The sequence below is a fragment of the Caloramator sp. E03 genome (assembly GCF_006016075.1).
Lineage (GTDB): Bacteria > Bacillota > Clostridia > Clostridiales > Caloramatoraceae > Caloramator_B.
Genome location: NZ_CP040093.1, coordinates 657,263 through 670,002 on the forward strand (window position 1 = coordinate 657,263; position 12,740 = coordinate 670,002).

A 12,740-nucleotide genomic window follows, 5' to 3' on the forward strand; every position below is an offset into this window, starting at 1 on the left:
CTACTTCACACTCCTATTTTCTTTCTCTTTAGCATATCAACTATAATCTTAAATTCTTCTACCTTTAATATAATAAGCATAAAAGAATATATTAATGCTCCTAAAACTGTTGATACAATAATCTTAAGAATTAGTAAAGCATTTATACCTTTTATCATATTATCCATATATTTAAATGATAAACTCACTAAAATAGCCATAATAATTCCTGAAAGCATAGCTTTTACAAGTGTTAATAAGTTTTTATAATACTGATTATATTTTAGTTTCTTTGTTATTTGTATAAACATAACTGTTGCAATAATAAGCGTAGATAATGTTGTAGATAAAGCCAATCCTTTTATTTGTAGTCTTGGAACAAGTATAAATATTAAAACTACATTTATTCCAACATTCACAAATCCATTTATCATAGGAGTTACTGTATCCCTTGTAGAATAAAATATCCTGCTAAAAATATCAATTAAAGAATAGCCTAGGGCAGAAAAAGATATATATTTAAGGCACAAAGAAGTTGCAACAGTAGCATTCCTATCAAATTTCCCATGCTCTAAAAGGAGCATAACAACAGGAGTACTTAAGGCATAGACTCCAAGTATAAGTGGAACTGCAACAATAATAATTAAGTTTATTGATTTTAACATCATTTCTTTAAACTCATCGTATTTTTCTGTTGCATACTTTTCTGTAAGGCTTGGATAGAGTACAGTTGTAATTGATGTTATAAAAACAAGATTAATTATACTATTTATTTTATAAGAATAATCATATATTGAAATGCTTCCCGCTGAAAGATTTGATGCAAAATTTCTCCCTACCATAAGATTAATCTGCGAAACTGCCGTACTAATTATTGTTGGGACTGCAAGCTTTAACATTTTTCTTACATTCTTGTCTTTTAAATTTAAATATAACTTATATTTATAGCCTTTCATGAAAGGTCTTTGTGTATATGCCTGAGCAATTGCACCAATAAAGGTTGCAACTATCGCTGATATAATACCATATTTATAAAATAAAATTATTCCCAATATGATAATTATATTTGCAACAATAGCTGCAACGGTTGGCTGAATGAATATATTATATGATTGTAAATACCCACTATATAAACCACTTATTCCAAGAAAAATTATAGATGGCATTAGTATTCTTGTCATATAAACTGTTGTATAAAAATCCTTTCCCTTAAATCCACTTGCAAAAAGATAAGTAAGCTGTGGTGAAAGGATTATACCTATAATCGCAAGAAAAGTACATATTAATAATATTATGTTAAGTATATTATTAAAAAACTCATCTGCCTTTTGCCTATCGCGTTTAATTCCTGCAAAAACAGGTATAAAGGCAGTAACAAGTGCCGCTGCAATACAACTAAATAGAACCGTAGGCATTGTAGATGCTATTTTAAATATATCCGATTCTCTTGTGGCACCAAATTTTACAGCTATTAGAAATTCTCTGATATATCCTGTTAACTTACTAATTACAAGTAAAATAGTTATGAATATGCTATATTTTGCTATTTTTTTTATTTCAGACATATTAAACCTCCGGCCCTATTTTTTTAAAAGCTCTTCATAAACTTTTAAAAGGACTTTGCTTTCAGCCTCCCAAGAATAATTATTTTCAACACAAAGCCTTCCTCTACATCCAAGCTGCTTTGCATAATCTTTGTTTTGCATTAGATATTTTATTTTTTCAGCAATATCCTTTGGATCCTTAGGGTTTGCAAATACAGCACAATCTTTAAACAATTGCTGCCAGTATTCAAAATTTGACATAACAATAGGAAGACTGCAAGTCATATATTCAAATGGTTTGTTTGGTTGTGTTGTATTATGATTTGGGGCTGGAAGAAAGTTAACAATTCCAATATCAGCTCTTTTCATATATGAATATGCTGTTTCAACACTAACTAATCCAAAATCCCTTGTATACTTCCAACCCTCAAGACTTACACATTCATCTTTATAGCTTATACTGTCCCACTTACCTAAGAGCCATAGTTCAATTTCTCCTTTTAAAAGCCCTACTGCTTCTACAATCTGTTTTATTCCCCTTATTTTATTCATGCCTCCAGCATATATAATAGCCGGCTTTGTCTTTTCCACATTAGCTGGCTTAACATCATCTATTAACTTTAATATTGCCATATTTCTAACTGTAACCGTTTTTTCTAAAGAAAAGTTTTGAGCTATATCCGGCCTTGCAGCTATTACTTTAGAAAAATATTTAATAGAAAATTTTTCAAATTTATTAAAACACTTTGAAATAAAATTTCTTAAGGACGGTCTTATCCATTCCCTTGTCATAATGCTTTTAGCATAATCTTCATGGACATCATATATAACTTTTTTTCCAAGAAAACTTAATATTATACCTGATATTATAAGTTCTGGATCATGAAAATGATATATTTGGGAATCAGTTTTAAGGGCAATTTTCATAGCTGAAAAGCCCTTAATGAAAAACCTATAAAACCTTCCATTGTTTTGAGGAAGAGGGATTATATGAACTCCATCTTTAATAGTTTCCCTGTCATAATTAGCAACAAGATAAACTTCATATCCATTATCAGCAAGAGTTTTGCATTCCTTATAAAATATTCTTATATCTTCTGCAGGATGGGCAGTTGATATATGGCACACCCTCTCTGCCATCTGTAAACCTCCTTAATTACGCCTTTTACTGATTTTCAAGAAGTTGTTCTTTAGGTACATCCTTAAAATATTTTGCAGGATTACCTGCAACTATCGTCCCTGAATTAACATCTTTTGTTACAACAGATCCAGCTGCAACAAAGCCATCCTCATTAATAATCTTACCTGGAAGTATTGTAGCCTGTGCTCCAATCCTTCCTCCTTTTTTTACAGTAACTCCTTTAAAATGTTTAAACCTCTCTTTTGAACGGGATGCAAAATTATCGTTTGAAGTTACTACCCCTGGAGCTATAAATGCATTATCTTCAATAGTTGAATAAGCAGTTATATATACGTTTGTTTCAAGTTTACAACTATTACCTATACTGCAAAAGTTCTCAATAGCAACTCCCCTACCTATAATCGTTTTGTTGCCAATTGTAACGTTTTCCCTTACAGTAGATAAATCTGCTATTAATGTATCCTTACCTATTTTACATCCACAGTAAATTATCACTCCTGCCCCTATTAAACATCCATCAGAAATAGTAGCAGCTTCAAGCTCCTTTTCATCTTTAAATATACTATTTACTGATCTCATAGGTTTTTTACCTATTACGGTATTATCATCTATTCTAACATTATTTCCTATTTTAGTTCCCTTGTGTATAACAACATTATGACCTATAATGCAGTTATCACCTATTTGAACATCATCTTCTATTACTACAAAATTACCAATGATAACATTCTCGCCAATCGTAGCACTATCAGAGATACAAAACATCATAATTTCTCACCTTTCATGTCAAGAGTTGAAAAACTTCCCATTGGGAACTTTATTGGCATACCTGTTTTTTGTGATTTATATGCTGCAAGTATTATCTCCATTCCCTTTTTACCTTCCTGACCGTTTATTAAAGGTTCTCTATTATTATTTATTGCGTCTATCATATCCTTAAACAAAGGAGTATGCCCATGCCCATAAACTGTTTCAGGATCAGCTTCCTGCATTTTTAATATTTCTTCCTCACTATCTTTACCATCTTCAAATCTCCAGGTTTCAATCCTGTTTACTGCAAGACCTCCAATTACTGCACAACCCTTTTCACCAAATATGCTTAAAGTCTCTTCAAGGTTCTTCGGATATACACATGCACTTCCTTCTATAATTCCTATAGAACCATTTTTAAACCTTACTATCACTGCTCCAAAATCTTCAGCTTCAATATCTCTCAAAAACCTTCCTGTTTGAGCATAAACCGACTCGACCTCGCCACCCATCATCCATTGCAAAAGATCTATATCATGTATACATTGATTCATTAATGTTCCACCATCTAGCTCCCAAGTTCCTCTCCAGGGTGCTTGTCTGTAGTATTCCATATTTCTATTCCATCTTATGCTTGCCATGCCACTGACAAGTTTTCCAAATCTTCCCTCTTCCAAGGCAGCTCTTAACATTTGAATAGATTTATTAAATCTGTTCTGGTGGCTTACACAAAGTTTTACTTTATTTTCCTTAGCAGTTTTAATCATTAAATCTGCATCATCAGTAGATAGTGCCATTGGTTTTTCTACAATTACATGCTTTCCTTTTTTCATTGCATATATGGCAATTTCAGGATGATAGCCACTTTCAGTTGCAATAGTTACAACATCAATTTCTTCACTATCAAGCATCTTTTTATAATCTTCATATATATTTACAGTTGCATCAGAAAAATATTTTTTATAAATCTCAGACTTTTCTATAGCCTTTTCCTTTATAATATCGCAGGTTGCAACAAGAACAGCTTCATTATTATTCTGTGCTATTGCATCAACATGCCATTTTGATATTCTTCCACACCCGATAATAGCAAACTTTAATTTTTTCATAATAACCTCCAATCGCAATTGTATATCTTTAAAAGCAAAAGCCTATAGGTTTATAGCTTGTGAATTTTTTCTCTATTATTTACAACGTTCTTAGAAGCATTTCTTGTATCATAAAATATCTTTGCTCTTCTAACTATATCTTCATAATCATAGCAGCTATGATCTGTTGTTACTATTACTATATCTGCTTTGTCAAGTTCTTCATCAAGTTCTACAGTTTTAACTTCTCTTCCTTTATATTTAAAAGTTTTTATATAAGGATCATTGACAGCAACTATAGCACCTCTTTTTTCCAAGTGCTCTATTATCTTTAACACAGGCGATTCCCTATAATCATCAATATCCTTTTTATATGCAACACCAAGCAGTAAAACTCTTGAACCATTTAATGCCTTCTTTTCTTTATTTAATAATTCCATTGCATTTTCTACAACAAATTCTGGCATATAATCGTTTATTTCCCCGGCAATTTCAATGAGCTTAGTATGATAATCATACTCCCTTGCCTTCCAAGTTAAATAAAAGGGGTCAAGAGGTATGCAATGCCCTCCAAGACCTGGACCTGGATAAAAAGCCATAAATCCATAAGGTTTAGTCTTTGCAGCTTCAATTACTTCCCATATATCTATTCCCATTCTTTTACATAATATTGCCATTTCATTTACAAGGGCTATATTTATATTTCTAAAGGTATTTTCAAGTATCTTTTCCATCTCAGCAACCTTTGGAGAGGAAACAGTCATAATATCTCCTTCCAAAACATTTCTATAAAGTGCTGCTGCAATTTCTGTACAATTTGGAGTTACACCACCTACTACCTTTGGTGTATTCTTAGTTTTAAAATGCTTATTGCCTGGGTCTACCCTTTCTGGTGAAAAAGCCAGAAAAAAGTCAATCCCGCACTTTAAACCACTTTCTTCAAGTATTGGTTTGCAAACCTCTTCTGTTGTGCCTGGGTATGTAGTACTTTCCAAAACAATAAGCATATCTTTATGAAGATATTTTGATATACTCTTTGTTGAATTTACAACATAAGAAATATCCGGTTGCTTATAATTATCAAGTGGGGTTGGAACACATATTGATACAGCATCAACATCCTTTACAAAGCTAAAATCAGTAGTAGCTGTAAGCTTCCCTTCCTTAACAAGAAGAGCTAATTCATCATCAACTACATCTCCGATATAGTTATGACCTTTATTTACCATTTCAACTTTCTTAGCTTGAACATCAAAACCTATAACCTTATATCCTGCCTTTGCCTTTTCAACTGCAAGAGGAAGACCTACATATCCGAGGCCTACTACTCCTATTACTGCAGTTTTATTGTTTATTTTTTCTATCAATCTTTCTTTTGCGGACATATTAATCCTCCTTAATATTTAATTTTACTGCTTTTTTCTTTTATACGTTGGTACCAGCTGTGCAACACTATCAAAAACAACTTCATCATCACAACTTAATTTATTATAAATCTCTATTATATTTGCTCTAAGCTCCATAAAATCGTAATTTCCTGGCTTTGCTATAAATATCTTCTTATGCTTTGTATTTTGAATTCCCTCTTCATCCATCAAAAGTTCCTCATATAGTTTTTCTCCAGGACGAAGACCAGTAAATACTATCTTTATATCTTTATCTGGCTCAAATCCAGAAAGCCTAATTAAGTCCCTTGCAAGGTCAACTATTTTAACAGGTTTTCCCATATCAAGTATGAATATTTCTCCACCCTTTGCCATAGCACCAGCCTGAATTACAAGCTGTGCAGCTTCAGGAATTGTCATAAAATATCTATTTATTTCAGGATGAGTTACAGTAACTGGTCCACCTTCTTTAATTTGTCTTTTAAACAAAGGTATTACACTTCCATTGCTCCCAAGTACATTTCCAAATCTTACTGCAACAAATTCTGTATCACTTATTTTATCTATTGCTTGAATTATCATCTCGCAGATTCTCTTTGTTGCACCCATTATATTAGTAGGATTTACTGCCTTATCTGTAGATATTTGAACAAACTTTTTTATATTATATTTATCTGCACATTCAACAAGATTTAATGTCCCTATAACATTATTTTTAATGGCTTCCTTTGGGTTTGCTTCCATTAATGGAACATGTTTATGAGCTGCTGCATGGAACACAACATCTATTTTATACTTTGAGAATATATCTTCAAGCCTGCTTTTTTCTCTAATAGATGCTATTATTACCTCTATATCAAGAATTGGATATTTCCTGTTAAGTTCCATTTGAAGATCGTATGCACCATTTTCATTTATATCAAGAATGAGAAGTTTTTTAGGGCTAAACCTTGCAATCTGTCTGCAAAGCTCTGAACCTATTGAACCTCCTCCACCTGTTACAAGAACAGTTTTATCTTTTAAATATCCAGCTATCTCTTCAATATTAAGTTCCACTGGTTCTCTTCCAAGTAAATCTTCTATTTCTACATCCCTTATTTGATTTACACTAACCTTTCCATCAATAAGCTCATATATTCCAGGAAGAGTCTTGAGATGACATCCAGTATTGCTGCATATTTTAAATATTTTCTGCCTCTCCTCAAGGCTTGCTGAAGGAAGAGCTATAAGTATCTCATCTATATCCTTTGAAGATACTATTTTTTCAATATCGTTTCTTGTTCCTATTATAGGTATTCCATGAATAACCTGACCTTTTTTACCTTCATCATCATCAACAAAAGCTATTGGTATATATCCAAGTTCTGGATGCTTTTTCATCTCCTTTACAACAATTGCACCTGCATCCCCGGCACCTACAATTAATGTTCTTTTGCTTTTTTTAAGTACATCTGAAGGCACCATTTCAATACTTGCAACTATCCTTCTTAAAAATCTAATTCCACCAGACATAAGAATTGTTAAGGCCCACATTATAAGATAGATACTAATAGGGAGTCTATTGCCTATAAAAGGCTTTGCAATCTGTCCAAAAACAAATGAAATCATCGTTCCAAAACTTACTGCAAGAATAACAGATATTAGTTCGTCAACACTTGCATATCTCCATACGCTTCTATATAGTTTAAAAGCACTAAAACATCCAATCATTATTATTGATATTGGAATAAAAGACCTAAGGTAAATATCCAAATAAGCCTTTGGTATATTCCAAGAAAATCTTACAAAATATCCAATAAAAATAGATGCATTAATAAATAGCACATCAAGAATAACAAAAAAAATTTGCTTAATCTGCCTATTCATTTCTTATTCATCTCCATTTCACTCTTGTCTTACATTTAGTAACCACAAAGTTACATCATTCAGCAATATAATTATATATCAATTAATATAAGTAGTAAAATAATTACCTGTAATATTATATCATTTATTTATGAACATTTTTTAAATTTATAGTTATATATTAAAAAGAGATGACTAGTTGTTAGCCATCTCTTTTTAAATTAACTTTTTTGTTTTTCTTTAACCAAATTTATAAATTCATTTATTTGAGTCTTGCTTATAGCAAAATCCCCTTTACCATTTATAAGCATCTCATAAAAATTATCATTATACGGTATGAGCTCTATCTTCACATACTTTTCAAACCCTTCATTTAGTTTAAATGTAATTACCACATCAGGTGTTCCTTTTATCACATTTTTTATTTGTGAATCAACTACAAGGTTACAATATTTATTATACATATCTTTAAAATCTTCATCTTTTATCTGCTTTCCATTTAATTCATAAATATATTTAACCTCATCGTTATTTTTGTTTGTACCTGAATTTTGCTTTTTAACTGTAAATGTATATTTATTCTTTCCATTAACAATAGTCATTTCATCGATATTAGCTATTAATGGATTTACAGGACATTTGCTTACTATATCGAAAGGTTTTATATTAAATGTATTAAAGCTTTCTAATGACATCATATAAATTGAATTACTATCTGATGTTTTAAAATATATGTTGTCTTCTCCTACCTTATTTCCAAATATAAGACTTTTTGTATTGTTTCCTTCAAATACATCAACCTTGAGCGATGGCTTATTCAAGCCATATTTTGAAAGATCCTTACATTCATCTTCAACAAAACCTTCAATATATATTTCTTTTAGTGAATATATCAAAGAATTTAATTTATCGTTATCCGCACTAACTGACATTCCATAGGGTTGTTCCATATACCATCTTGTCCCATCACTTGATTTTAATTCTATAATGTTATTTCCATTTGATATTTTAATTCCTGATATATTTTCATTTGCAATTACAATTGTTTTATCTCTAATATCATCTAAAGATTTAATCATCTGTTTACCAATTGTATCAGAAACAGTATAGATTTTATTATCTCCAATAGCTACATAATAGGCACTTCCACCAGGAACAACATCACCTAAATATAACTTTTTACTTGTTCCGTCCTTAAGATAAATAGTACATTGTCCCTGTGGATTATCTAATCCAAATCTACTTAAGTCCTCTTTTTTATCTGATATCAACCTTAATGCTTCTATATTACAAAGATTTGATACAATTTCTTCAACTGAAGTATTATCAATTTTATATCTTACATTCATTACAGTAAATTTGTTATTTTCATTTTTTATAGAAAAGCTTCCTTTATTATTCTTAATTTCTATAGCATCTATATTCTTTTTATCAGTTTTAAAAAGCTGTATTTTATCAGTTTCTTCACTCTGCTTTTTATTATCATAACTTACCTTAGCAATGTAAATACCAATTATAGCACATAAAACTATAAGAAGAAAAATTATCTTCTTTGAAGATTTCATAGATTCTTCCTCCTTACACATACAGTAATACCACTGATAAGAATTATAAGAGGTATTACTATAACAACAAGACCTGAGAATAATAACTGTTTTGCTCCACTAAGCTGTAAATAATTTGAAGATAAATCTTTAGGAGATACAGATATATTTTGTGTATTGTCTTGAAGCCAATTTATACTATTTAATAATAAATCAGTATTTCCAAGGCCATTTGCAGTAAGGCTTTCATCAACAAAATTGCTACTTGATACAATAACTATTTTAGGATTTTTATTATCAATACTAACTTCATCCGTAATAGCACAAGCAACAACAAAAGGTCCTGATAAATCATTTTTTTCCTTTTCTATAACTTCACTTTGGAGATTGGTTTTTGCATAAGCTTTATCTGAAGTCTTTAAAAGAGGCTCAACTTTAACAGTATGCCTTACAATATCAACATCAGAAATAGGATGTGCAGCCTTTAATATAATAGGAAATTTAGAATTACTAATTGGATTTATAATACTATGATCTAAATTATCCGGTATTATATAAAGAGGATTTTGTAATCTATTTGAACTACTTCCTTCAATTACTAAAGCATTTTCTAGTTTCACACCATAATTTGAAATAAGTTTATTTAAATTTTTAGGCTCACTTTTCATAATAGGAGCTGAAATAAATACATGACCACCTTTATCTAAAAAGTTTTGTATCTTGGATATTTCTTCTGGAGCTAAATCAACTTTTGGACCCATAATCATCAATAATCCGCTATTAGAATCAATGTTATCAGTTAATAGATTTACATTTTTGATTTCATAATTTTGATTTTCAAGTGAATTTTTGATATTATAAGGGATTTCATCTTCGTTATGCCCTTGAGTGTTATATATTATTATTCTTTTATCAGAAGTTACATAAGTAATAGCACCTGTTATGTTTTGCTCTGCAGTTAGAAGCTGGCTATATTGTGAATAGCTTACAAGATCAGTTGAAGATAATACTTTAAATTTATTTCCGCATTCTACTATAATGTTTCCTTCTGTAATGCTATTACCTTCTTTTTCATATTTCTTTACATATTCAGGATAAAGCTCTGGATCCTTATATTGAACTTTAATTTTATCAGAAAATTTTTCATACTGATCCAATATCTGTTTCACTGCCTTATCCTCATTTCCTGCCTTATAAAGAGCAATTATATTAACATCTTTATTTATGGACTTTAATATCTGTTTACTCTGATCTGACAATGTGTATAATTTATTTTTAGTAAGATCAAATTTTAAATCAAACTTACCAATTAATAGATTTAAAGCAATAACTATGCAAATTATAATTATTGTAGATAGAGTTGCATAACTTCCCTGTTTGAATTTTTTATTTTTAAAGGATGAATTAATATTTGAAATTAAATCTATCTTCTTCATTTTATGCCTCCTTCTTAGCTCCATCGTTTTTTATCAATTGATTTTACCGTTAAAAGTAAAAATACAAATATAAAAGACAGATAATAAACTACGGAGCTTATATCAAAAACTCCTCCTGAGAAGGAATCAAATCGAATAAGTACAGAAAACCAATTTAGAAAACTTGCAATAAAACCTTCAAAAAAGCTTTTTTTAATAAAATAAATAACTAAAATAATTAATAATCCAATAATACCTACAATACCACTAAAATATGGATTTTTAACTGTTAAATTGATAATAAACACGATTATAGCAATTAAGATAACAGCAAATATTATTCCAGATTTAACTCCACTTTGTATATTTTGAGTTATCCATTCCATAATCCATAATATAAGTAGTGCTCCAAAAGTTCCTATAGCTGAAGTTATCTGATTTTCTGTAAGAGATGATATAAATACCCCTACAGATATAAAACTACAACCAAGAAGAAAAAAACCAATATATGTGCATAAAACTTCAGTTGGTGAAATATATCCATTAAACTTTATTATAAGTGGATATATAAAAGTCACTAATAAAGTTATAAGGAATAATACTGATGAAGCTAAAAACTTTCCAAAAACAATATCCCATACCCTTAAGGGAGAAGTTAATAGAAGCTGCTCCGTCTTATTTTTCTTTTCTTCACTTAATGTTCTCATTGTAAGTATAGGAACAAGAAATAAAAATATAAAAACTATAGTATTAAGTACACTTGTAAATTCTGCATCGTTTTGAAGTAAATTCATAAGTGAAAAGAAAATACCGCTCATAAGTAAAAATACTCCCATGAACACATATCCAATAGGTGTTGTAAAATATGATTTAAGTTCACGTTTAAAAATAGCTATCATACCTTTACCTCCTTTGTTTTGTTTTCTTCATTTCCTGTAACTTGGAGGAATATATCTTCAAGATCATATTTTTGTTCAACCATCATAAGAATAGGACATCTTTTTTCTGCAGCAATCATAAAAACCTCTTCCCTAACATCCCTTCCTTTCTCTGATTCCACTATAATATCAATTATATTAGGATCTTTCTCTTGGTTCTTATCATTTTTTATGATGTTTGCAAACTTAACTCCAGATATTTTAAGTATATCATTAATAAATGTTTCATTTGCCTTAACTTTCAATTTTAGTCTTCTGCTTCCTTCAATATGACTTCTAAGCTCCTCTGGCGTACCACTTGCTACTATCTGTCCTTTATTTATAATGATTATTCTGCTGCATACTGCCTCAATTTCTGAAAGTATATGAGAACTTAAAAATACAGTATGCTTTTGTCCTAAATTTTTAATAAGGTTTCTTATTTCTATAATTTGCATTGGATCAAGTCCTGAAGTTGGTTCATCAAGTATAAGCACTTCAGGATTTCCAATAAGTGCTTGAGCTATTCCTATTCTTTGTCTATACCCCTTGGATAAGTTTTTTATAAGCCTGTTTTTCACATCTTCAATTTTAACGATATCCATTATTTCATCTATAGCTTTATTTTTATTAGAAGGATCAGCTTTTTTAATACTATAAACAAAATCTAAATATTCTCCTACCGTCATATCCATATAAAGAGGTGGAATATCCGGAAGATATCCTATTTTTTTCTTTACAGCATAGGAGTTTTCAATTATGTCAAGGCCATCAATTTCTACACAACCTTCTGTTGGTGATAAATATCCTGTTATAATATTTAATGTTGTAGTTTTACCTGCTCCATTTGGACCTAAAAATCCTACAATTTCTCCTTTGTCAACTTGAAAACTCACATTTTTAATTGCAGCATGTTCTCCATATAGCTTCGTAAGGTTTGTAACCTTTATCAATTTCTTCCCTCCTCACAATATATTAATACAATTTTTACTATAAACATTTTTTATATAAAATTAATGACCAAACAATTAATAATTTGTAAAGTTTTAATCATATTAAATCTTTTGAATAAGGCAGATATTGTTAATAAATACCTACGAAACTTTAACAACGTACCTAAAAAAAAGCAGTT

10 protein-coding genes are annotated in these 12,740 nt (G+C 30.1%); all 10 read right to left on the bottom strand.

The features are described 5' to 3' along the window. Positions 1-5: 5 nt before the first annotated feature. The gene (gene murJ / locus FDN13_RS03420) at positions 6-1,544 is read right to left on the bottom strand and encodes a murein biosynthesis integral membrane protein MurJ (protein ID WP_138978912.1); all 1,539 of its coding nucleotides are present in this window, start codon (positions 1,542-1,544) and stop codon (positions 6-8) included. Positions 1,545-1,559: 15 nt separating this feature from the next. Next, positions 1,560-2,663, bottom strand: coding sequence for a glycosyltransferase family 4 protein (locus FDN13_RS03425; RefSeq protein ID WP_138978913.1), 1,104 nt, complete (start codon positions 2,661-2,663; stop codon positions 1,560-1,562). A 25-nt stretch (positions 2,664-2,688) separates the two neighbouring features. Beyond that, a complete protein-coding gene (locus tag FDN13_RS03430) occupies positions 2,689-3,429 on the bottom strand; it encodes an acyltransferase (RefSeq protein WP_207670934.1) in 741 nt (246 codons plus the stop codon). Further along, on the bottom strand, positions 3,429-4,523 hold the full coding sequence (locus tag FDN13_RS03435; RefSeq protein WP_138978915.1) for a Gfo/Idh/MocA family protein: 1,095 nt from the start codon (positions 4,521-4,523) through the stop codon (positions 3,429-3,431). Before FDN13_RS03435 ends, FDN13_RS03430 begins: the two co-directional genes overlap by 1 nt. Positions 4,524-4,573: 50 nt before the next feature. Next, positions 4,574-5,887, bottom strand: coding sequence for a nucleotide sugar dehydrogenase (locus FDN13_RS03440; protein ID WP_138978916.1), 1,314 nt, complete (start codon positions 5,885-5,887; stop codon positions 4,574-4,576). Between the two features lie 24 nt (positions 5,888-5,911). After that, the gene (locus tag FDN13_RS03445) at positions 5,912-7,753 is read right to left on the bottom strand and encodes a polysaccharide biosynthesis protein (RefSeq protein ID WP_138978917.1); all 1,842 of its coding nucleotides are present in this window, start codon (positions 7,751-7,753) and stop codon (positions 5,912-5,914) included. 200 nt (positions 7,754-7,953) lie between these two features. Further along, on the bottom strand, positions 7,954-9,297 hold the full coding sequence (locus FDN13_RS03450; RefSeq protein ID WP_168190061.1) for a DUF4340 domain-containing protein: 1,344 nt from the start codon (positions 9,295-9,297) through the stop codon (positions 7,954-7,956). Beyond that, on the bottom strand, positions 9,294-10,712 hold the full coding sequence (locus FDN13_RS03455; RefSeq protein ID WP_168190062.1) for a GldG family protein: 1,419 nt from the start codon (positions 10,710-10,712) through the stop codon (positions 9,294-9,296). The genes FDN13_RS03450 and FDN13_RS03455 overlap by 4 nt, the downstream gene beginning before the upstream one ends. Before the next feature lie 14 nt (positions 10,713-10,726). Further along, complete coding sequence (locus tag FDN13_RS03460; RefSeq protein WP_138978920.1) at positions 10,727-11,590, bottom strand: ABC transporter permease; 864 nt, start codon at positions 11,588-11,590, stop codon at positions 10,727-10,729. Further along, positions 11,587-12,561: an ABC transporter ATP-binding protein gene (locus FDN13_RS03465; protein ID WP_138978921.1), complete on the bottom strand. Its 975-nt coding sequence runs from the start codon at positions 12,559-12,561 to the stop codon at positions 11,587-11,589. Before FDN13_RS03465 ends, FDN13_RS03460 begins: the two co-directional genes overlap by 4 nt. Positions 12,562-12,740: the final 179 nt, after the last annotated feature.